Origin of the sequence: Arthrobacter sp. 9E16, assembly GCF_002929435.1 — a bacterium.
GTDB classification, from domain to species: Bacteria; Actinomycetota; Actinomycetes; order Actinomycetales; family Micrococcaceae; genus Arthrobacter_B; species Arthrobacter_B sunyaminii.
Genome location: NZ_PJIU01000002.1, coordinates 867,450 through 888,771, shown reverse-complemented (window position 1 = coordinate 888,771; position 21,322 = coordinate 867,450). Strand labels below are relative to the sequence as shown.

Annotated in this window: 21 protein-coding genes; 16 read left to right on the top strand and 5 right to left on the bottom strand. The window is 64.5% G+C overall.

Features of this window, described 5'->3' with window-relative positions; translation table 11 throughout:
* Positions 1 to 41: 41 nt before the first annotated feature.
* From CXR00_RS10840 to CXR00_RS10830, 3 genes are read left to right on the top strand one after another with little or no spacing between them, the layout of a single operon-like run.
* A complete protein-coding gene (locus CXR00_RS10840; RefSeq protein WP_104054496.1) occupies positions 42 to 1,058 on the top strand; it encodes a Gfo/Idh/MocA family protein in 1,017 nt (338 codons plus the stop codon).
* Between the two features lie 57 nt (positions 1,059 to 1,115).
* On the top strand, positions 1,116 to 2,018 hold the full coding sequence (locus CXR00_RS10835; protein ID WP_104054495.1) for a sugar phosphate isomerase/epimerase: 903 nt from the start codon (positions 1,116 to 1,118) through the stop codon (positions 2,016 to 2,018).
* The gene (locus tag CXR00_RS10830) at positions 2,015 to 3,514 is read left to right on the top strand and encodes a sugar porter family MFS transporter (protein WP_308470496.1); all 1,500 of its coding nucleotides are present in this window, start codon (positions 2,015 to 2,017) and stop codon (positions 3,512 to 3,514) included. The genes CXR00_RS10835 and CXR00_RS10830 overlap by 4 nt, the downstream gene beginning before the upstream one ends.
* A gap of 37 nt (positions 3,515 to 3,551) precedes the next feature.
* Here CXR00_RS10830 and iolB read toward each other — a convergent pair whose 3' ends face one another.
* On the bottom strand, positions 3,552 to 4,451 hold the full coding sequence (gene iolB / locus CXR00_RS10825; RefSeq protein ID WP_104054494.1) for a 5-deoxy-glucuronate isomerase: 900 nt from the start codon (positions 4,449 to 4,451) through the stop codon (positions 3,552 to 3,554).
* A 28-nt stretch (positions 4,452 to 4,479) separates the two neighbouring features.
* Positions 4,480 to 5,220 (bottom strand): GntR family transcriptional regulator, encoded by a 741-nt coding sequence (locus CXR00_RS10820; protein ID WP_104054493.1) that lies wholly within the window; start codon positions 5,218 to 5,220, stop codon positions 4,480 to 4,482.
* 284 nt (positions 5,221 to 5,504) lie between these two features.
* Here CXR00_RS10820 and CXR00_RS10815 point away from each other — a divergent pair, with 284 nt between their 5' ends.
* Genes CXR00_RS10815 through CXR00_RS10805 form a run of 3 tightly spaced genes read left to right on the top strand, consistent with a single transcriptional unit; the run spans position 5,505 to position 8,525 of the window.
* Positions 5,505 to 6,500, top strand: a complete 996-nt coding sequence (locus CXR00_RS10815; protein ID WP_104054492.1) for a substrate-binding domain-containing protein — start codon at positions 5,505 to 5,507, stop codon at positions 6,498 to 6,500.
* Between the two features lie 57 nt (positions 6,501 to 6,557).
* A complete protein-coding gene (locus CXR00_RS10810; protein ID WP_104054491.1) occupies positions 6,558 to 7,607 on the top strand; it encodes an ABC transporter permease in 1,050 nt (349 codons plus the stop codon).
* A 15-nt stretch (positions 7,608 to 7,622) separates the two neighbouring features.
* Positions 7,623 to 8,525 (top strand): ATP-binding cassette domain-containing protein, encoded by a 903-nt coding sequence (locus CXR00_RS10805; protein WP_104054490.1) that lies wholly within the window; start codon positions 7,623 to 7,625, stop codon positions 8,523 to 8,525.
* Positions 8,526 to 8,552: 27 nt separating this feature from the next.
* Here CXR00_RS10805 and CXR00_RS10800 read toward each other — a convergent pair whose 3' ends face one another.
* The gene (locus CXR00_RS10800) at positions 8,553 to 9,491 is read right to left on the bottom strand and encodes a 5'-3' exonuclease (protein ID WP_104054489.1); all 939 of its coding nucleotides are present in this window, start codon (positions 9,489 to 9,491) and stop codon (positions 8,553 to 8,555) included.
* Positions 9,492 to 9,561: 70 nt separating this feature from the next.
* On the opposite strand from CXR00_RS10800, the gene CXR00_RS10795 reads away from it, so the two are divergent.
* Both CXR00_RS10795 and CXR00_RS10790 read left to right on the top strand, forming a co-directional pair.
* Positions 9,562 to 10,050: an NUDIX domain-containing protein gene (locus CXR00_RS10795; protein WP_104054488.1), complete on the top strand. Its 489-nt coding sequence runs from the start codon at positions 9,562 to 9,564 to the stop codon at positions 10,048 to 10,050.
* 129 nt (positions 10,051 to 10,179) lie between these two features.
* Complete coding sequence (locus tag CXR00_RS10790; protein WP_104054487.1) at positions 10,180 to 11,595, top strand: YhgE/Pip domain-containing protein; 1,416 nt, start codon at positions 10,180 to 10,182, stop codon at positions 11,593 to 11,595.
* A gap of 40 nt (positions 11,596 to 11,635) precedes the next feature.
* Here the strand turns inward: CXR00_RS10790 and CXR00_RS10785 are convergent, their stop codons facing one another.
* Positions 11,636 to 12,235 carry a helix-turn-helix domain-containing protein gene (locus tag CXR00_RS10785; protein WP_104054486.1) on the bottom strand — a complete coding sequence of 200 codons (600 nt, stop codon included), beginning with the start codon at positions 12,233 to 12,235 and terminating at the stop codon, positions 11,636 to 11,638.
* Between the two features lie 115 nt (positions 12,236 to 12,350).
* Here CXR00_RS10785 and CXR00_RS10780 point away from each other — a divergent pair, with 115 nt between their 5' ends.
* Positions 12,351 to 13,349: an NAD(P)/FAD-dependent oxidoreductase gene (locus CXR00_RS10780; RefSeq protein WP_104054485.1), complete on the top strand. Its 999-nt coding sequence runs from the start codon at positions 12,351 to 12,353 to the stop codon at positions 13,347 to 13,349.
* A gap of 1 nt (position 13,350) precedes the next feature.
* Here CXR00_RS10780 and CXR00_RS10775 read toward each other — a convergent pair whose 3' ends face one another.
* On the bottom strand, positions 13,351 to 14,013 hold the full coding sequence (locus CXR00_RS10775; RefSeq protein WP_104054484.1) for a TetR/AcrR family transcriptional regulator: 663 nt from the start codon (positions 14,011 to 14,013) through the stop codon (positions 13,351 to 13,353).
* Positions 14,014 to 14,172: 159 nt separating this feature from the next.
* Here CXR00_RS10775 and CXR00_RS10770 point away from each other — a divergent pair, with 159 nt between their 5' ends.
* The 7 genes from CXR00_RS10770 to CXR00_RS10740 all read left to right on the top strand — a co-directional run bounded on the left by CXR00_RS10770 (position 14,173) and on the right by CXR00_RS10740 (position 21,319).
* Positions 14,173 to 16,347 carry an ABC transporter permease gene (locus tag CXR00_RS10770; protein ID WP_104054483.1) on the top strand — a complete coding sequence of 725 codons (2,175 nt, stop codon included), beginning with the start codon at positions 14,173 to 14,175 and terminating at the stop codon, positions 16,345 to 16,347.
* Positions 16,348 to 16,559: 212 nt separating this feature from the next.
* Complete coding sequence (locus CXR00_RS10765) at positions 16,560 to 17,528, top strand: bile acid:sodium symporter family protein (RefSeq protein ID WP_104054856.1); 969 nt, start codon at positions 16,560 to 16,562, stop codon at positions 17,526 to 17,528.
* A 121-nt stretch (positions 17,529 to 17,649) separates the two neighbouring features.
* Positions 17,650 to 18,477, top strand: a complete 828-nt coding sequence (locus CXR00_RS10760; protein WP_104054482.1) for an SDR family NAD(P)-dependent oxidoreductase — start codon at positions 17,650 to 17,652, stop codon at positions 18,475 to 18,477.
* 2 nt (positions 18,478 to 18,479) lie between these two features.
* A complete protein-coding gene (locus CXR00_RS10755) occupies positions 18,480 to 19,298 on the top strand; it encodes an SDR family NAD(P)-dependent oxidoreductase (protein ID WP_104054481.1) in 819 nt (272 codons plus the stop codon).
* 49 nt (positions 19,299 to 19,347) lie between these two features.
* The gene (locus tag CXR00_RS10750; protein ID WP_104054855.1) at positions 19,348 to 19,710 is read left to right on the top strand and encodes a GntR family transcriptional regulator; all 363 of its coding nucleotides are present in this window, start codon (positions 19,348 to 19,350) and stop codon (positions 19,708 to 19,710) included.
* Entirely contained in the window at positions 19,707 to 20,612 is a 906-nt protein-coding gene (locus CXR00_RS10745) for an ABC transporter ATP-binding protein (protein ID WP_104054480.1), read from the top strand. Before CXR00_RS10750 ends, CXR00_RS10745 begins: the two co-directional genes overlap by 4 nt.
* Entirely contained in the window at positions 20,609 to 21,319 is a 711-nt protein-coding gene (locus tag CXR00_RS10740; protein WP_104054479.1) for a hypothetical protein, read from the top strand. The genes CXR00_RS10745 and CXR00_RS10740 overlap by 4 nt, the downstream gene beginning before the upstream one ends.
* Positions 21,320 to 21,322: the final 3 nt, after the last annotated feature.

Sequence of the window (21,322 nt, the reverse complement as noted above, 5' to 3'; positions counted from 1 at the left end):
TTTCGCAACCAGCTCCGCAAGGATCACATAAGGAGGCTCCTATGAGCCGGAATCTCAGCGTTGCCGTCATCGGTGCCGGACGCATGGGCGTTGACCATATTCAGCGCCTGGCCCGGCGCACCCACGGGGCGGAGGTAAGCGCCGTCGTCGACATCGATCCTGCCCGGGCAGCCGCCGCAGCCGCCGGTGTTCCCGGTGCCGCTGCCCTGACCGACATCCGCGCAGCGCTTGAGGACCCGCGCACGGACGCTGTGCTGATCGCAACGCCCGGCTTTCTGCATGAAGACGCACTGCACGCCGCACTCGCCCGGGATATCCCCATCCTCTGCGAAAAACCCCTGACCCCGGACTCGGTGTCGGCCTGGCGGGTGCTGCAGGCGGAGGAGAAGCTGGGCCGCAAACGCATCCAGGTGGGCTTCATGCGCCGCTATGACGCCGAGTATGCGCATCTGGCCGAGCTGATCCGCAGCGGAGAACTGGGCGAGCTGCTGATGCTGCACCACCAGCACCGCAACCCCGCCACACCGCCCGGATTCAGCAACGAAATGCTGATCAACGACTCCGTGGTGCACGAGTTTGACGCCGTCCGGTTCTTTAGCGCGGAAGAGATTACCTCGGTGCGGGTGCGCACCGGCAAGACCACCCGCAACGCCCCGGCGGGCATGAATGACCCGCAGCAGGTGCTAATGGAAACAACCTCGGGTGTGCTGGCCGACGTGGAGATCTATGTCAATGCCCAGTACGGCTACGAGGTGGGCACCCAGGCGGTGTTCGAGCAGGGAGTAGTGCGGATCGGAAACCACGCCGGCCCGTACCTGAGCGCCCGCGGACGCTGGGGCGGCACCGTCCTGCCGGGGTTTGCCGAGCGGTTCAGCGCCGCCTACGACCGCGAAATCCAGTCCTGGGTGGACGCTGCCCTGCAGGGGGACATCGGCGGGCCCAGTGCCTGGGACGGATACGCGGCGGCGGCCTGCTGCGAAGCCGGCGTCGAAGCGCAGAAAACCGGCCGTACGGTTGCCGTTGAGCTTCACGAAAAGCCCCTGCTGTACCAGAGCTGACCACGGCGCCGGTGCGATGCAGAGCACTGCGTTGCCAGCGAAAGAGGAGTGCGAACAATGAAGATTGCCTTGGACCCAACGCCGTTCCATCACAGCCACTCGCTGCTGGAGTTTCCGCAGCTGGCCGCAGATTTGGGATACGAATACCTGCAGCTCACGCCGCATCCGGATTTTCTGCCGTTCTTTACCCATCCCAAAGCTGACGACGCCCTGGTAGCCGACCTGAAAAAGGCCTGTGCCGAAGCAGAAGTTGAGATTGCCTCGGTCCTGCCGGTGCTGCGGTGGTCCTCGCCTGACGAAAATCTCCGCGAGACTGCGGTGCGCTACTGGAAGCGGGCCGTGCAGATCGCCGTCGACCTCGGCACCGTGCAGCTGAACACAGAATTTGGCGGACGCCCGGAACAACCGGAAGAATCCGAGGCCGCTTTCTACCGCTCCATGGAGGAGCTGGTGCCGGTGTTTGAGCGCGAGGGACTCCACGTGGCCATAGATCCCCACCCCGATGACTTCGTTGAGGAAGGCCTGGCCGCATGGCGGGTGATCCGGGGTGTCAATTCGCCAAATCTCGGCTTTGTCCTTGTCGCTGCTCATTCTTTTCATCTGGCGGACGCGCCGGGTGACATTCTGGCCGCCGTGGGGGAGCAGCTGCGGGTTGTCCATATGGCGGACACCATGAACCACCGTGCATCGCACGGCCTGCGCTACATCACCAACCCGCCGGGCAATACCGTCCGGGTGCACCAGCACCTGAAGATCGGTGACGGAGACGTGGACTGGCAGGAGCTTCTCGAGGCTCTGTCCGGCAACGGATTCCTGGACCGCACAGAGTCCGTCATGGTCTCCAGCGTCTTTGCTGAAGATGAAAACGCCCACGAAGTATCCCGCTACCAGCTCACCACCATGATGGACATGATCCGCGGACGCGGAGATGCCCCGGAACGGACGGAGGACAAGCAATGAGCGCGACCAACCAGCCCGAACGGGGCATCAGCCCTGAGCAGGAACCCGGGCGCATCAGGGATCGCGGCCAGTCCCCGGACGCCGGGATGAAACCCAACAAGGCGCTCAAACGCATCACCGCGGTCAGTACGCTGGGCGGCCTGCTGTTTGGCTATGACACAGGCGTCATCAATGGAGCGCTGCCCTTCATGGAGGACGATCTGGGCCTGACGCCGCTGACCACCGGGCTGGTCACCAGTTCGCTGCTTGTCGGTGCTGCCTTCGGTGCGCTGTCCGGCGGCAGGCTCGGGGACCGCTATGGCCGCCGGCGCCTGATCATGGGATTGGCCGCCGTGTTCCTGCTGGGAACCATCGGAGTGTCGCTAGCACCGAACGTTGCCGTCATGGTGGCTTTCCGTTTCATTCTTGGCCTGGCAGTGGGCGGAGCCTCGGCCATGGTGCCGGTGTTCCTGGCGGAAATGGCCCCGGCCCACCTGCGCGGACAGATGGTGACCCGGAACGAGCTGATGATCGTCAGCGGCCAGCTGCTCGCCTTCGTGACCAACGCGGTACTTGGCAATGTCTGGGCTGACGAGACGCACATCTGGCGGTGGATGCTGGTGCTCGCGACCCTGCCCGCCATCGGACTGTGGATCGGGATGCTCCGGGTACCGGAGAGCCCGCGCTGGCTCGCCTCGATCGGGAGCTTCCCCGAAGCCTTCGAAGTGCTCAAGAAGATCCGGACCGCGGCGGTGGCACGGAAGGAAATTGACGACGTCCGGGCGCTGGCGCGTGAGGACTATGAGGCGAAGAAGGGATCCTTCAAGGATTTGCGGGTGCCGTGGATGCGGCACATATTCTTCATCGGCGTAGGGGTGGCGATCTGCCAGCAGATCACCGGCGTGAACTCGATCATGTATTACGGCACCGAAATCCTGAAGCAGTCCGGATTCGGCACGCAGGCCGCACTGACAGCAAACATCGCCAACGGTGTGATCTCCGTCCTGGCAACCTTCGCGGGGATCTGGCTGCTGGGCAGGGTCGGCAGGCGCCCAATGCTAATGGTCGGCCAGATTGGAACCATTACCGCACTGTCCCTGATCGGTCTCTTTTCGCTGCTGCTGCCCGAGGGCACCGGGCGCGGCTTCGTGATCCTGGCGCTGACCGTCACCTTCCTCGCATTCCAGCAGGGTGCCATTTCACCGGTCACATGGCTGATGCTCTCGGAGATCTTCCCGCTGAAGATCCGCGGGCTGGGGATGGGCAGCACCGCCTTCATCCTCTGGATGGTCAATTTTGCCGTAGGTTTCAGCTTTCCCATGCTCACGGCGGGCCTTGGAATCTCCGGCACGTTCTTCCTTTTCGCCGGACTCGGTGTGTTTGCCGTGCTCTTCGTCAAGGCGTATCTGCCCGAAACACGCGGCAAGTCACTGGAGGAACTGGAGGAGCAGTTCCACGCCAGGGATGCCGCAGCACTTCGCCGGCCAGGTCCGGCGCGGGCCGCGGCGGTCGGGTAGGTGTACTCAGACAGCAGGGCCCCGGTCAGACGGCAGCTCAGGAGGTGAACGGGAGCCGCGGGTCCATCGGCTGTCCGTCCCAGGTTTTCCGGATCCAGCCGTGGTGCGGATCGTCGCTGATCAGCCACTCCCGCACCCGGCCGGGACCGGCCATAATGTTGAGGTAATAGAGGTCATATCCCGGGGCTGCCATGGCCGGGCCGTGCCAGCCGTAGGGGACGAGCACAACATCGCCGCTGCGGACTTCGGCCCTGACATCGATCGGCCTTTCATCGGAGGCGTAGACGCGCGCATAGCCCACCGCGTCAACGTCCTCCGGAACCGGTGAACCCGCAGCAGCCCGCGTTTCAAAGTAGTAGATCTCCTCCAGGGACGTCTCCCCGTCCTTCTCCTCGTCATGCTTGTGCGGGGGATAGGAAGACCAGTTGCCGGCAGGGGTGAGGACTTCGCAGACAATGAAGCGGTCCGCTTCCAGTGCGGCCGGGGTGCCGAAGTTGTGGACCTGCCGTGAACAGGTTCCCGATCCCCGCAGCTCCACCGGGGTTTCCTCCGCCGTGACCATCCGCACCGGATAACTCTCGTGCGCCGGGGCCAGAGCCACAGCAACCTTGCAGCCATTGTCCGAGGAGACCGTCAGCGGCGTCCGGACCCCTGAATAGAGGACATCGGTGGCGCCGGCAAAGACCGAGTTCCTGCCCCGCAGCGGATACGCGGTTCCGTCAACCAGGACCGTAAAGGCTCCAACAAGCGGGATGACCAGCCGCTCTTCATCCGCTGCCGGCAACGACACCGACTCCCCGGGCGCCAGTTCCGTGACCTTTAGGCCGGTGTGTGACCATCCCGGAATCCTGGCGGCGCTGTCCGTTGCTCCCAGCGAAACCTGCCACCCGCCGTCGGCGGCCGAACCCAGCGGATAGACCCAAGGTGTTTCCGACATCCGAATCTCTTTCCCGGGGTGTGCACCCCTAACGCTGAACCAGTGTCATCTCGAAGCTGTAGGAATCGGCACGATACACGTGGCGTCCGGTTTCGACGTTGCGTCCGGCATCGTCCACTGCGGTGCGTTCCATGGTTACCAATGCGTCACCGGGCGCGATGTCCAGCAGCTCCGCCTGCCGTTTGTCGGCAACGGCGGCACCGATGCGCTGGGTGGCCAGCCTCAAGTTCACCCCGGCATCCCGCAGGAGCTGGTAGAGGCCCTGCTCCCGGAGGGCTCCCTCGGTGATTTCCGTGATGTCATCGCGCACCCAATTCTCCATGAGTGCCAGCGGCTTGCCGCCGACGGTGCGCAGCCGGGAGAAGTGGTAGGTGCGCACGCCCTTGGGCAGTTCCAGCGTCTCTGCGACGGGCCGTGCTGTCTGGCCGTGCCGGAAGTCGAGTACCGCGGTGGCGGGTTTTTGTCCGGACCCCTGCAGATCATCGAACAGGCTGGTCAACTCCAGGTGGCGGCGAACCTGGTTTGATACCACCTGAGTGCCAACACCGCGCTTGCGGACGAGCAGCCCGGCACGGACCAATTCGTCCATGGCCTTGCGCATAGTGGGCCGGGACAGGTTCAGCTTGCCGGCCAGGTCAATCTCGTTGTCCAGCCTGGAGCCGAATTCCAGGACGCCGCTGTGGATGGCTGCTTCAATTCCCTGGACCACTTGGTGGTACAGGGGTACGGGAGAGGACCGGTCAATCGGAATATTGAGCTCCGGACTCATTGCTGGACCTCCGTAGTTTTCCCGGTCTGCACCGCACCATGTAAGGACAAAAACGTTTGCTGTCGAGTGTAACAGCGGTCACTCCGCCGGAGGGATCGCTCACCAATTCTCGCGAACCTGTCTCCTGACAAGCGCTTCGGGTAAAGCGAGTATGTCCTGACAAATGATTGACATGGTCATGCTTGTCGATATATTTGGACTTCCAAGTGCCGAAGCGGGGCGGCGCCCCTCCGGCTGCCGGCTGCTGGCTACTGGGCCGGGCCGTGAAGACAAAGGAGACTTTAATGTCACTCAATTTTTCCCTGCGCAAACTGGCAGCATCGGTGCTGCTGGTTCCTGCGCTGGCCCTGGCAGGATGTTCCAGTTCCGGCGGGAGGACCCCCGAAGCGGACAGCGATAACGGAGGTGCCGTTGCCGGCACTGACCGCATCAAGATTGCCCTGATTACCCACGCGGGTCCGGGAGACACCTTCTGGGACATCGTGCGCAAGGGTGCTGAAGAGGCTTCGGCGAAGGACAATGTTGAGCTTCTGTACAGCTCGGATCCTGAAGGCGGCCGGCAGGCCCAGCTGATTGAGCAGGCCGTGGAGCAGGGCGTGGACGGCATTGCCGTCACCTTGGCGAAGCCGGATGCCGTCGCCTCAGCGCTCCAGAAGGCGGAAGCCGCCGGCATTCCGGTGGTGAGCCTGAACTCAGGGGAGGACCGATCTGTTGAACTCGGCGCCTTCACCCACTTTGGTTCCAATGAACAGCTCGCCGGAGAAGCGGTGGGGCAGCGGCTGGCGTCGGACGGGTACGCTCATCCGATCTGCGTGATCCATGAGCAGGGCAACGTGGGACACGAAGCCCGCTGCGCCGGTGTCAAGGCCAAGGTGCCGGGCACCGAAATCCTGTATGTCCAGGGAACCGACATGACCCAGGTCGAGTCCACCGTGACAGCCAAGCTGCAGGCAACAGCGGATGCCGACGTCGTCGTCGGGCTGGGCGCGCCGTATACGCTCACCATCCTGAAGTCCGTGGAGTCTTCCGGCAGCGAGGCCAAGGTAGCCTCCTTCGACCTCAACCCCGACCTCGCCAAGAGGATTGCCGACGGGGAAATCATTTTCACGGTGGACCAGCAGCCCTGGCTTCAGGGCTACGGAGCGGTTGACGCGCTCTGGCAGAACTCCCGCGGAGGCTTCGAGCTCGGAGGCGGCCAGCCGGTGCTCACCGGTCCCACCATCATCGATTCCTCGAACGCCGAACAGGTTGCGGTCTTTGCCGCTGACGGCATCCGCTGATGCGCCGGTCCGGCCCGGGCACGATTGCGGCCCCGGACATGATGAAAGTGAAACCCCATGACGGCTAATACCATCACCCCCGCCGGTCCGGCTGCCGACGAGCGGGTTGCCTCCAAGAGCAGGATGGCCAAACTGCTGGGACGCCCGGAAATCGGGGCGCTGGTGGGTGCCATCGCCCTGTTTGCCTTCTTCTCAGTGGTTGCACCGGTGTTCCTGCAGCCCGGCTCCATTGCCACCGTCCTGTACGGCGCCTCCACCATCGGCATCATGGCCGTGGGTGTCTCGCTGCTGATGATCGGCGGGGAGTTTGACCTGTCCACCGGTGTTGCCGTTATCAGCTCGGCCCTGACGGCATCACTTTTCAGCTGGTACTTTTCGACGAACGTATGGGTAGGCGTTGCGCTGGCGCTGGTGGTGTCGCTGGCGGTTGGCTTCATCAACGGGTGGATTCTGGTCAAGACCAAGCTCCCGTCCTTCATCGTCACCCTCGCAACCTTCCTCATGCTCACCGGGCTTAACCTGGGCCTGACCCGGGCCATCGGCGGAAGCGTTTCTTCACCGTCCATCTCGACCATGGACGGTTTCGATTCCGCCAAGGCCGTGTTCGCCTCGTCCGTCACGCTGGGCGGAGTGGAGGTCCGGATCACCGTCTTTATCTGGATTGCCCTGGTTGCCGTGGCTTCGTGGATCCTGCTGCGCACCCGAATGGGTAACTGGATATTTGCATCCGGCGGTGATGACTACGCCGCCCGCGCCGTCGGTGTTCCCGTGGTGAAGACCAAAATCGGCCTCTTTATGGGTGTTGGCTTCTGCGCTTGGATCCTGGGCATGCATAACCTGTTCGCGTTTTCGACCGTGCAGTCCGGTGAAGGCATCGGCAACGAATTCCTCTACATCATTGCGGCCGTGATTGGCGGTTGCCTGCTGACGGGCGGTTACGGCTCCGCCATTGGCGGCGCCATCGGGGCGTTTATCTTCGGCATGGCCAACAAGGGCATTGTGTACGCGGAATGGAATCCGGACTGGTTCAAGTTCTTCCTGGGCCTCATGCTGCTGCTTGCCACCATGGTGAACATGGTGGTCAAGCGCCGGGCCGAACAAAGCTAGAGACGGAGACAACACATGGACAGCAGGAAAAACCACGCCGACGGCGGTGCAGCCGCTGTGCCTGAGGCTGGGCTGCCGGCTCCGGAGCATCTGCTGCGGCTCGACAAGGTGGGCAAACACTACGGCAACATCATTGCGCTGCACGATGTCACCATGGATGTGGATGCCGGCAAGGTCACCTGCGTGCTGGGCGACAACGGCGCCGGCAAATCGACGCTGATCAAAATCATTGCCGGACTGCACCCGCATGATGAAGGAACCTTCACGGCGCTCGGGGCGGAACGCCACTTCATGTCTCCGCGCTCCGCGCTGGACCTGGGCATTGCCGCCGTCTACCAGGACCTGGCTGTTGTTTCCCTGATGCCGATCTGGCGCAACTTCTTTCTCGGCTCTGAACTCACCACGGGCTCGGGGCCGTTCAAAAGGCTCGACGTTGCGCGGATGAAGGAGATCACCAGGAAAGAGCTGCAGGCCATGGGCATTGACCTGCGCGATGTGGAGCAGCCGGTGGGTCAGCTCTCCGGCGGCGAGCGCCAGTGCGTGGCCATTGCCCGTGCCGTGCACTTCGGTGCGAAGGTGCTGATCCTGGATGAACCGACGGCAGCCCTGGGCGTCAAGCAGTCCGGGGTGGTCCTGCGTTACATCCTGCAGGCCCGTGACCGCGGACTCGGCGTCATCTTCATTACCCACAATCCCCACCATGCCTACCCGGTGGGGGACCGCTTCCTGCTGCTCAAGCGCGGGCGTTCCATCGGCTACTACAGCAAAGAGGACGTCACCCTGGACCAGCTGACCGCCCAGATGGCCGGCGGCGCCGAACTCGAAGAACTGGCCCAGGAACTTGAGGCTCTGGGCAGCCACCGCGAGGTAGTTGCCGAGGTTCAAGCCGAAGTGGGCAGAGGGCCGGCGCGGACCTAGCAACGGGCCTTCACGCCAGGGGTACCGTTACGCAAACCGGTCAAAGGCCTCCAGCAGCCGTTTCACGGATCCGCCGAGGTTCCATTCCGTGCCGAGGCGCTCCAGCTCGGCGCGGTCGTTGCCGGTAATCGGCGCCAGCTCCGCGCCCGCCTCGTCCAGCCTGGGCAGGTCCAGGTCACGGACCACCCGAACGACGTCGGGCGCAACCTCCAGATACTCTGACGCCTTGGCGAGCTTGGACCGCACCGGCGCCGAGAGTCCGCTGTCCGGGTCTGATGCCGCAGCCAGCAGGGCGTCCAGCGTGCCGTACTCGCCCAGCAGGGATGCCGCTGTTTTTTCCCCGATCCCGGCGACGCCGGGCAGCCCGTCCGAGGCGTCTCCGCGCAGGGTGGCGTAGTCCGCATACTGCTGCGGCAGCACCCGGTATTTCGCCACGATCGAGGCTTCCGTCAGCACCTCCAGGTTTTTCATCCCCCTTGCCGTGTAGATCACGCGAACCCCGCGCCCGTCGTCAATGACCTGAAAGAGGTCCCGGTCCCCGGTGACGGCGTCCACGGGCAGATCGGCGCCGCTCGCGTAGGTGCCGATCACGTCGTCGGCCTCATATCCGGGAGCGCCGACGACGGCGACGCCGGCCAGCTCCAGCGTGCGCCGGATCATGGGAATCTGCGCCTCGAGCGGATCCGGCACGGTTTCGACGTCGGGGGCATTGTCAACGGTCTCGGCCACCCGGTGCGCCTTGTAGGTCGGCAGCAGGTCTACGCGCCACTGCGGACGCCAGTCATCATCCCAGCAGGCAATCAAATGCGTCGCCCCGTAGTCGGCGGTGAGCCGGGTGATCATATCCAGGAGGCCGCGGACGGCGTTGACCGGCGTCCCGTCACTTCGCCGGATGGTGTCCGGCACTCCGTAGAAGGCACGAAAGTACAAGGATGCGGTGTCAAGCAGCATCAGGCGCTGGTTCATACGCCGATCCTTGCACGGACCGTCTTCGGGACGGTAGGACTGCCCCGGGAGGAAGCCCTAGGATGAGCCCATGATCCACAGTGCAGGGATTCTGCTGTACCGCCGTGACCCGGCGTCCGACGGCGTCACCGGTCGGCTGGAAGTGTGGCTTGGCCATATGGGCGGCCCGTACTGGGCGCGCAAGGATGCGCATGCCTGGTCCATTCCGAAGGGCGAGTATCTTCCCGGTGAGGAGCCGCTTGCTGCGGGGCTGCGCGAATTCGGCGAGGAAATGGGCGTGCCGGCACCGGCTGCAGACTACGCATCCCTGGGCAGCTTCCGGCAGTCCGCCAAGAAGACCATTACGGTTTTCGCTGCTGAAGCGGATTTTTCCCCGGAGCGGATTCTCAGCAACACGTTTGAGCTGGAGTGGCCGCCAGGCTCGGGCACTGTTCGGGAGTACCCGGAAATCGACGTCGCCGGCTGGTTCGATGAGGCCGCGGCACGCACCAAAATCGTCAAAGGACAGGTGCAGGTTCTGGACGCACTGAAAGTGCGCCTGGAGGGGCTGCACGGATGATCCGACCCCGGAAGGTCCACTGCGGCGCCTGACCGTATCGCCGTCCCGGTGCCGCGGATACTCTCGAAGAAGCAGGGCTGAACCACAACTTCAGCCTGAGCATCAGTCCGCCTTCCGGAGGTGCGTTCCATGCCAGCTCATACAGTTACCAATGAATCGCAGAATCCTCCTGAATCCCGTTCACGCGGCATCGGGTTCTATGCCTCCCCCCGCACATGGCTGCTCCCGCTGCTGGTGCTCTTGATTCTGGGCGGAGCCGGCACGGCCCTGTACATTGGCGGGCTAGGCAGTCCGGGAGATCATCTGAAGCACTTCCCCATTGCGGTGGTGAACCAGGACCAGGGAACGGATACGCCGGACGGCGGCCGCGAGGACCTGGGCCGGAACATTACGGACCAAATGAAGCAGGGATTTGGCAGCTCGGACAAAATCGAGCTGCGGGAGCTGTCCTGGAACGAGGCCCAGGACCAGATGCGCAAGGGACAGATCCACGGGACAGTGGTGATTCCCGAATCGTTTTCAGCGGATGCCACTGCACTGGTTTCCGGTTCGCTCAGCGCCGAAGAGGTGTCCCGGCCCACGGTCACCGTCTACACCAATCCCCAGGCCGGGCCGCTGGCCAGCAGCCTGGCCACTGAGGCCATAGATCCCGCCCTGGAACAGGCCAACCGCGCGCTGGGGGAGCAGCTCACAAAATCCGCGGAGGAAGCCCAGGCGCAGGCGCAGGCCGAACTGGAGCGCGAGCTGGAGCAGCTGGGCACGGCGCTGCCCTCCGAGCTGGAGCAGCAGGTGTCCCCGAAGGTCGGCGGCACCTCAGCCGATCTGCTGGCGGACCCGATTGCCGTCAACACCAGCGTCTACTCTCCGCCGCCGGAGGGTGCTGCCCTGGGGATGGGGGCGTTCTTCTACTCCGTGCTGTTGATGGTGGTGGGAGTCAGCGGTTCCGTGGCCCTGCATTTCCTGCTTGACGCCCGGCTGGGGGTGGCGCCGATCGAGCTGGGTCCGCGTTTCACCCTTGGACCCCAGCGGCGCCCTGCCCGCTGGGTCACCTTCCTCGTGAAGTGGGGCATCGTGGTCATAGGGGCGCTCCCCACCGCGGGACTGATGATGTGGGTGGCCTCCGCCGTCGGAATGCCGATACCGCACGGTGGCTTGTTCTTCTTGACCACGTGGCTTTCCATCGTGACGGTGTCCGCGGTGACCTTCGCGCTGATCGCCGTGTTCGGCAGCGCAGGCATGGTCCTGTCCCTGCTTTACGTGGTGTTTATGGGCCTGCCCTCGGCGACCGGCGTGGTGCCGCTGGAAGCGCTGCCCGGATTCTTCCGGTTCATTGCGCGCGGGGAGCCGCTCTACCAAATGACCATGGCCAACCGCGCCGTCCTCTACTTCGACGCCGATTCCAGTGCCGGGGTGCAAAGCGGAATCATCGGCATGCTCATCATCATTCTCATCGCCCTTGTGGTGGCACTGGTGTTCTCGGTGATCTATGACAAGGTGCTGGGCCGGCGGGGCGCACGGATGGTCGGAGCGTCGTCGCCCTCCTGAGCATGCCGCACGGGCGGCGATAAACAGGACCGGACAGGGCTCACCTCTGGTCCCGGCCACTTCCCGCAGGGCGGGCGCGCAGATGTGCGCGCTCGCCCTGCGGTCCGAACAGGGCGAGGAACTCGACGCTGTCACCGGTGGCATTGTCCATCCAATGCGGCACACGGGTGTTGAATTCGGCGGCTTCCCCGGAGCTCAGGACCAGTTCCTTCTCACCCAGCACCAGTCTCAGCTTTCCGCTGAGCACATAGAGCCACTCATAGCCCTCATGCGTCTTGAGCTGCGGCTGGGACGGGGCGGCCTTGCCCGGAAGGATGTATTTGTAGGCCCTGATCCCTCCGGCCTGCTCCGTCAACGGAATGATGGTTGCCCCGTGCCGGCGGAAGGGCCGCATATGCACCCGAGGGTCCCCGGTGGCCGGAGCATCGACGAGTTCGTCAATGGTGACTCCGTAGATCCGGGCCAGGGGCATCAGCAGTTCGAGGGTGGCCCGCCGCTGTCCGGATTCCAGCCGGGACAAGGTGCTGACCGAGATTCCGGTGCCTGCTGATACTCCGGCCAGCGTGAAGCGTCTGTCGGTCCGCAGCGAGCGGAGCCTGGCGCCGACACCCTCGAGGGCAGTTTCCAAAGAGTCGTCCATGTGCCTCATTTTGCCATGGCGGCAACATTGTTTGCCGTCCCGCTGCTGCCCGCCGGAGACTTGAAGGACAAGGCACCGGCCAGGTCGGCGCAGGGATGAAGGGCAGAATTCGGTTATGGATACAGCGGTGGACAGGAACGGGGAAAGCGGCGGCCGGTTCGACGTCGTCGTGATTGGCGGTGCCGCAGCCGGACTGAGCGGGGCGCTGGCCCTGGCGCGGGCCCGGAGGTCCGTGCTGGTGGTGGACGCGGGGGAGCCGCGCAATGCGCCGGCGGCCCACATTCACAATTATCTTGGCCGGGAGGGTGCGGCGCCGGCGGATCTTTACAGTGCGGGCCGCGATGAAGTGCGCAGCTACGGCGGAACCGTGAGAACGGGCCGGGTAACCTCGGTGACCCGGGGCGCCGACGGAGGATTCCTGGCGCAGCTGGCTGACGGAGAGCGGGTCCACGCCCGCCGGGTGCTGGCCGCTTCCGGGGTGGCAGACATCCTGCCGGATCTGCCTGGAATCGAGGAACGCTGGGGCACGGCAGTGCTGCATTGCCCGTACTGCCACGGCTGGGAGGTCCGGGACAAAGCAATCGGTATTCTGGCCACTGATATCGCAGCGGCAATGCACCAGGCGCTGTTATGGCGTCAATGGAGCGCGGACGTAGTGCTGTTTCTCCACACGGCCGGAACTCCGGACGCTGCGCAGGCAGAGCAGCTCGCGGCACGGGGGATCCGGACGGTTACCGGTGAAGTCACTGCCGTGGAGGGGACCGCCGGTGCCGGTATCCGGCTGGCCGGCGGGGAGCTGGTGAACCGGGATGCCCTGGTGGTGTTTAGCCGTCTGCAGGCCCGGGCCGGGTATCTCGCGGAGCTGGGGATTGTCCCGGCCGATCAGTACATGGGGGAGGTGGTCTTCGGGACGGCGGTACCGGTGGATTTCACCGGTGCCACCCCGGTGCCCGGTGTATACGCAGCGGGCAACCTTGCCGCGCCGTCAGCGCAGGTGATGGCGGCGGCCGCAGCCGGCCTGATGGCCGGTGCCGCGATCAACGGGGACCTGGCGGCAGAGGAGACGGCGCTCGCCGTCGAGGCGGCACGCGCGCGTCCCGGATCTGCGGCGTGATTCAGGGCAGGTAAACCGCGGAGGGCTGGGTGAGGAAATCACCCGGATGGGTTACCGGTGCGGAGAGCATGCCAGCCGAGGCATCAATGAGGAAGTACCCCACTCCGGTCCAGTTGGCCTTTTCCGCCCCGTCCTGGATGCGTGCCTCGTACTCGGCGGACACTCCCAGCACCATGTTGCCCAGGATCCAGGAGCGCCCGTACCGCGTGGTCGGAGCCAGCTCTCCGGTAGCCGCCTCCAGGCGCCCAATCAGGTCCTCGGTCAAGGGGTTGGCAAGGACGGATCCTGCGAGCACCTCCTGCATGGACGGTACCGCCCGCAGCTGGTAGACGAAGCGTGCCCGCCAGCTCGGCACCGGCAGCGACCCCAGGTGCTCGACCCACGGCAGGATCAGGCAGGCCAACAGCTCCGGAAGAGCAGGGTTTGGCTTGAGCCCGGCCGCCAATTCAGCCCGGCGGCGGCTCGTGTCCGCGGTGTGCCGGGTGACCAGGGCACGGATGAGCTCCTCCCGGCCACCGAAGTGGTAGGCGACGGCGGAATGGTTGGCGGTGCCGGCATGTTCGGCGATCCGCCGGTTGGAGACGGCGTCTATGCCGAAGCGGGCGAAAAGTTCCTCGGCCGCGTCCAACAGCGCTTCGCGCGCCTTGTCACCGTGCTGCCCCATGGCCGATCCCTCTTTCAACGCGTTCCACCGATATTCCCTCGATTATCAATTTTACGCCACTTGGCGTAATTTTGACGAGTTGGTTCCACTAACCCGTCCGGCCGCCTCCGGCCCGGCGCACCCGCCCCGACTTCGTTGATCTATTACAGGAGCACGTTCTTGACCAATCCCCACCCGACCTCCGCTGACTCCCCGCCGGACACCGTCCCGGCAACGGAGGTTGAAGCTCCGGAGAGCCAAGTGTCTGACGCGGCGGCCGCCAAGCGTGCGAAGGCCGAAAAGATCGGGCGCTACGTCGCCATGTTCATGATGCCGCTCCTGATGGTGTCCATGCTGGTGGGCGGTTACCTGGCCGCTATGCATTCACCGGAACCGCACAATATGCCCATCGCAGTCAGCGGCCCCGCGCAGCAGACGGATTCGTTCACCGGGGCATTGGAGTCCGCCGCCCCGGATGCTGTTGACGTTCGGAGGGCGGCATCGGCAGAGGAAGCACGCCAGCTGGTGCTGGACCGCGAAGTTTCAGGTGCCGTGGTGCTGTCCGGCGGTTCGGCCACCGTGTACACCGCCGGTGCAGCCGGCGCCTCGCAATCCAGCACCGTCACCGCGCTCCTGGCTCCGCAGGTGCTCGGCCAGGGGCTGAACCTGCAGACCGAGGATCTCAAGCCGCTGCCGGACAACGACATGGCCGGCCTGGGGGCAATGTTCATGACGACCGCCCTGATGCTTGCCGGTTACATGCCGTTGAGCCTGGTGCTGTCCAACTCGCCCGAACTCCTCCGCTTCCGCCGCTTTGTTCCTCTGCTCGCAGGCTGGTCCGCTCTGATTGCCGCCCTGGTATGGACCGTCGTCGGCCCGATCATGGGTGTGGTTGAAGGCCACACCGCGGCCGTTCTGGGCATCTGCTGGCTGTCGGTCTTCGCCGTCGGCAGCGTCCAGCTGTTCCTGACCCGTATCTTCGGTCCGATGGCTGTGCTGGTGGGCATGCTGTTCCTCATGGTGCTGGGGGTGCCGGCGTCCAACATGAGCATGTCCGTGCACACGATGCCCGCCCTCTACCCCTTCCTGCACAATTTCCTGCCGGCTGCCGCTACCGGTGAGTCGCTTCGATCGGTGCTCTACTTTGACGGGAACGGCGCAGCCGGGCACCTGCTGGTACTGGTCATCGGCATCGTCGCCTCCCTGCTGCTGACTCTGGGGCTTGATGCCCTGAAGCGGCGCCGCAAACCGGATGCCAAGCCGCCGGCCGTCAACGTGGCGTCGCTGCACGGCGGGCCGCGCCCGAAGAGCCGGGTCTGGCGCTATGTCACCCTGGCATTCTTCCCGCTGGTCATGGTGTCGATGATGCTCACGATGATGCTGGGCGCCATGTACCAGCCCGCGCCCAGGGACATGCCGGTCGCCGTCGTCGGTGCCACCACTGAGCAGGCCGAACAAGCGGTTGCCGGACTCGAAGAAAACATGTCCGGGCTCTTTGACCTGCGGGCACTGGATTCCGCCGATGAGGCCCGTGAGCAGGTTCGGGACCGTGAGGTCACCGCAGCCTACGTCCTGCCGTCGGCAGAGAACCCCGCCGCAACCCTCTTCACCAACCAGGCCGCGGGCGTGAGCGCGCAGCAGGTGGTCAGCCAGGTGTTTGGCCAGGTGTCCGCCGGCCAGCAGATGGAACTGATCAAGGAGGACATTGCCCCGCTGCCGGGTCAGGACTCCATGGGCATGGCCACCATGTACCTGGCCATGGGCTGGATTATGGCCGGGTTCATGATCATTGTGGTGGGCGCGACCGCCCAGCCGGCCAGCCGTCCGCTTCGCAAGCTCCTGCCGATCGCGGCCGGTTGGGCGGTAGGCTTCTCTGCATTCCTGTGGGTGATCGTTGACGTCTTCGTTGGCGCCGTAGACGGGCACTTTTTCCAGCTGTGGGCGGTTGGAGCCATCGCCATTTTCTGCGTTGCCATGTTCACCGCGGTCTTTGAACGCCTGATCGGGATGCTCGCCATCCTTCCGGTGATTGGAATCCTGATGTTCCTGGGCGTTCCGGCCTCCGGGGCCGCGATGTCCATCTACATGGAGCCGGAGATCTTCCGTTTCCTGCACGAGGTACTGCCGATGCCGGCAGCAGTGGAGTCCATCCGTTCCATCCTGTACTTCGGCGGGGACACCGTTGCCTCCCACCTGCTGACCCTTGGCATATGGGGTGCTGCTTCCCTGGTGGTTGTCATCATCATCGACCGGATCAAGCCGCCCCGCACCGAAGCCTGGCCGGTCGACGAGGCTCCGGCCCCGGCGGATCCGGCTGGTGACAAGGCTGCGGAGAAGGAGTTTGCCGCGGTGTAATCCGCCGCAGTTCCCGGTGCCCGTCCAGGTGCGCCGGTAACCCGGGGGCCGCTGCTGATGCAGCGGCCCCCCTTTGCGTTGCCGGGATAAACAGTTCCAAAGAAAGCTGAAAACTCCCTTTCCAGCCTTGCGCTCCCGATGCCGCCGCGCAGCTTTGAGGGTGCCGCGTGTCACAATCAGCGGATCAGCGCCGGCAGTGCCACCATATGGGCATGTCTGCGAATACCGGCACCCCAGCCCCCCAGCAAACCCGGACCGGCGAAGAGCGCAGTGCGCGCGTGGCGGTCACGGTCTTTCCCCTGCTCATCCTTGCCGGGGGAGCGGTGGCCCTCTTCTTCCCGGAGCCTTTCACCGGTCTCTCCGCGTTTATCAATCCGGGCTTGATGCTCATCATGTTCGGCATGGGCCTGACCCTGACCCTGCCGGACTTTGCACTGGTGGTACGGCAGCCCCTGCCCGTGCTCCTCGGCGTCGTCGCCCAGTTTGTGATCATGCCGCTGCTGGGAGCCGGAATCGCCTGGGCACTGCAGCTGAGTCCTGAACTGGCAGCCGGCGTGATCCTCGTAGGGTGCGCGCCCGGCGGTACAGCTTCCAACGTGGTGACCTACCTTGCCAGGGGCAACGTTGCCCTGTCGGTGGCCATGACCTCGGTGTCCACCCTGCTGGCACCCCTGTTAACGCCGCTGCTGGCGCTGTGGCTGGCCGGACGGTACATGGCGGTTGACGCCGGTTCCATGGCCCTGTCCATTGTCCAGATTGTGCTGATTCCCGTGGTGCTGGGACTTGTGATCCGCTACGCAGTGCCCCGGCTGGTGGACCGTGTGCTGCCGGCCCTGCCGTGGATCTCGGTCCTGGCCATTACGTTTGTAGTGATTGCCGTAGTGGCCGGAAGTGCTGCTGCCATCGTCACCGCAGGCTGGCTGATCCTGCTTGCGGTCATCCTGCACAACGGCCTCGGACTGGGCCTGGGCTACGGCGCGGCGAAGCTCTTCCGTCAACCCGTAGCCTCCCGGCGAACCATGGCCATTGAAGTGGGCATGCAGAACTCCGGGCTGGCCGCGGGGCTGGCCAAGCAGTACTTCACGCCCGAAGCTGCCCTTCCGGCGGCTGTCTTCTCGGTGTGGCACAACGTTTCCGGTGCCCTGATAGCAGCTTTCTGGCGGAGCAGGAATTCCCGCTAACCCCGGTCCCCTGTCCGGATGTGCGGGAGCAACGGGGATGCTTCAGGCGCAGGGGTACCGTTTGCGGTGCCTTAGCCGCTAGGGTGATGCCGTCCCGGCACTTCGAGGAAAGCAGGCGCCCATGGCGTCCAAGACCATCGTGATCACCGGCGGGTCCGACGGCGTCGGCGCGGCTGCCGCACGCAGGCTCGCCGCGGACGGCCACCACGTTGTGGTGGTGGGACGTTCGCGGGAGAAGACTGCCGAGGTGGCGGAACAAACGGGCGGACAGTACTTCCTGGCTGATTTTGCCGAGCTGACCCAAGTGCGGAATCTGGCTTCGGAACTGCTGCAGCGTTATCCGCGCATCGATGTCCTGGCCAACAACGCCGGTGCCATCTTCGGCAAGGAGCGGCAGGTCACCGGAGACGGACACGAGATGACGTTCCAGGTGAACTATCTGGCCCCGTTCCTGCTCACCCGCCTGCTGACGGACCGGTTGCTGGAGTCACGGGGGACCGTCATCAACACCTCAAGCATCGCGAACCGGCTCTTCGCCCGGGTGGATCTGGATGACCTGGAGTCGGAGAAGAACTACAACCCCCGCAGAGCCTACGGAAACAGCAAGCTGGAGCAGATCCTGTTCACCGAGGAATTCGACCGCCGGTACCGTTCCCACGGTGCCACCTCGACGGCGTTTCATCCGGGCAACGTTGCCTCCGGCTTCTCGGGCGTCCGGGGGTCCGCCATGCACGCGCTTTACCAAACCCGGCTTGGGAAGCTGTTCCTGACCAGCCCGGAAAAGGGGGCCAGGACACTGGTGTTCCTGGCTGAAGGCACACCCGGCGAGGACTATCCCACAGGCAAGTACTTTGAGCGGTGCAAGGTTGCGCGCCCGAACCGCCAGGCCCGGGACGGGGCCCTTGCACTGGGGCTGTGGAACCGGTCCGTGGCAATGATCGAATCCTGAGCATGATGCGCAAAACCATCGTGATCACCGGTGCCAGCGACGGTATCGGTGCTGCCGCCGCCAGACAGCTGGCCCGGCAGGGTCATCGCGTGGTGGTGGTGGGGCGGTCGCCGTCGAAGACGGCTGCAGTGGCCGGGCACACCGGCGGCGAGTACGTCGTGGCCGATTTTGCCGCGCTGGACACTGTGCGGAACCTGGCGTTCCAGCTGCTGGCACGCTGCGGCGTCATCGACGTCCTGGCCAACAACGCCGGAGCAATGTTCGGCTCGAGGCGGCAGATCACTGAGGACGGACACGAAAGGACTTTCCAGGTGAACTACCTGGCGCCCTTCCTGCTCACCCAAATGCTGACCGACCGGCTGCTGGAGTCGGGCGGAACCGTGATCAACACTTCCAGCGCGGCCAACTTATTCGGACGCATCGATCCGGATGATCTGGAGCTGGAAAAGCGGTACCGTCCCTTTCGGGCTTATGCGGCAGCCAAACTCGCACTGATCCTGTTTACACGCGAGTTTGACCGCCGTTACCGCCTCCGGGGAGCAACTTCCACAACCTTCCACCCCGGCCTGGTGGCCACCAATTTCCTAAGGGAGCACGGTGTGGCACCCGGCGCAGGGCATTCACCCCTGCGGCATCTGGTGCTGACTCCGGACAAGGGCGCCCGAACGCTGGTCTATCTTGCCGGGGCTGTTCCGGGGCAGGACTACGCGACAGGCGAGTATTACCGGCGGTGCAAGGTGGCGCGCCCTAACCGCCAGGCCCGGGACGGAGCGCTGGGACTGGGGTTGTGGAACCGGTCCGTGGCAATGCTGGAGTCCTGACTTTCCAGTACCTATGTCCATTAGTCCACTAATGGACTACGGTGTGGTCATGTTCACAGGTGAGGGTCCGATCTTCCAGCAGCTTGCTGTGAGGATTGCCGACGACATCGTGGCGGGAACCTATCCCGAAGAGACCGCTGTGCCTTCGGCCACCGACTTCGCCATGTTCCACCAAATGAATCCCGCGACCGCCAGCAAGGGCGTGAACATGCTCGTGGATCTGGGCGTGCTCTACAAAAAACGGGGCATCGGGATGTTTGTTGCGACCGGAGCGCGGAAAGTCCTCCTTGCCCGGCGGCGCGATGAGTTTCGCAAACAATACCTGCAGCCCCTTCTTCGCGAAGCCGCGGTCCTTGAGATTCCGGCCGCCGAACTGCACTCGATGATCGACGACGAACAGGATCCGGCATGACCAACGCAATCGACATCCGCTCCATGAGCCGCGCCTTCGGGCACTCCAAGGCGCTCGACGACATCACGCTCACCGTTCCGCCGGGCGCCATCTGCGGACTCCTTGGCCGGAACGGTGCCGGCAAAACGACCATCATGTCCATTCTCGCCGGCCAGGACCGGCCGAGCTCAGGCACAGCGGAAGTGTTTGGACAGAACCCCTTTGAGAATGAAGCGGCCCTGTCCAAGATCAGCTTTGTCCGCGACAACCAGCGGTATCCCGACGGCTACCGGCTGCACCATGTCCTGCGCATCGCCCCCGAATTTGCGCCGAACTGGAACGCCGGCATTGCCGCGGAACTGGTGGAGGGATTACGCATCCCGGACAGGACGCCGATCAAGAAATTCTCCCGGGGACAGCTTTCCGCCGTCGCCATTGTTCTCGCCCTGGCCTCGCGAGCCCCGCTCACACTCCTTGATGAGCCCTACCTGGGCCTTGACGTCACAGCCCGGGCGTTCTTTCACAACATGCTTCTCCGGGACTACACGGAGCACCCCCGCACGGTCATCCTGTCTACCCACCTCATCGAAGAATCCGAAGCTCTCTTTGACCGTGTAGTGATCGTTGACCGGGGCCGGGTGTGCGCCGATTGCGACAGCGACGAGACATCCAGCCTTGCCTTTACCCTGAGCGGGACCGCAGACGCTGTCGAGCGGCTCTCAGAAGGCAGGGCCCTTCTCCTCTCGCACACAGTCGGCAACCTGAAATCGGTCACCGTCAGCGGGACCGCCGACGACGATCTCCGAACCCAGGCGCGCACACTCGGAGCAACCGTTTCGCCGGCTACCCTCCAGGAACTCGTCGCAGCATTCGGGGCAGATGCACCGCAACCGATTCGCACCAGGAAAGGGGCGCACGCATGAGCGCCGTCGTCTCAACCGTCAAAATCCACCTCAACCGGCGGACGGAAACCTTCGTTGTGCCACTCACCATCGCCGGGTCAGTCGCCATCATCTCCGTGCTCACCGCACTGATCTTCTGGCGTTCCGGTAGCCAGCCGGGCAGCGAGGCGTGGATCCAGGGCTCCCAGAGCAATCCCGGAATTGTCTACGCACTGGTGGGTTTCTTCTGCTATCTCGGTGTTGCCAGTGTTGGAACAACGTTCCCGTTCGCGTTGGCTCTCGGGGCATCCAGGCGGTCATTCGTCGCCGGTACCATCATCTGGAACGCACTCACCGCCGCCTACGTCGCCCTGATCCTGGCTGCGCTCAATGCCATCGAGATCGCCACCAACCACTGGTTTGCCGGCTTCTACATCTTCGATATCTACGTCCTCGGCGGCGGCGACACACTGCGTCTGCTGCCGATCGTCTTCCTGGGAGTACTTGCCACACTTACCATCGGAGGAGTCTTCGCCGCAGCGTGGGTACGCTTCGGCGCTCTCGGCCCTCAACTCCTCGCAGGCGGCGTCGTCCTCATACTGGCGGTGGCGGTAATCATCCTCGTGCCCCAGGCGGCAGCAATTGCCGCCGCCTTCCACCTCTGGTGGCTTGCTGCCGCAGCCATCGGTGCGGTCGTGCTCTCCGCCACCGGAACCTGGCTGCTGCTGCGGCCGGCGACTGTGCGCTGACGG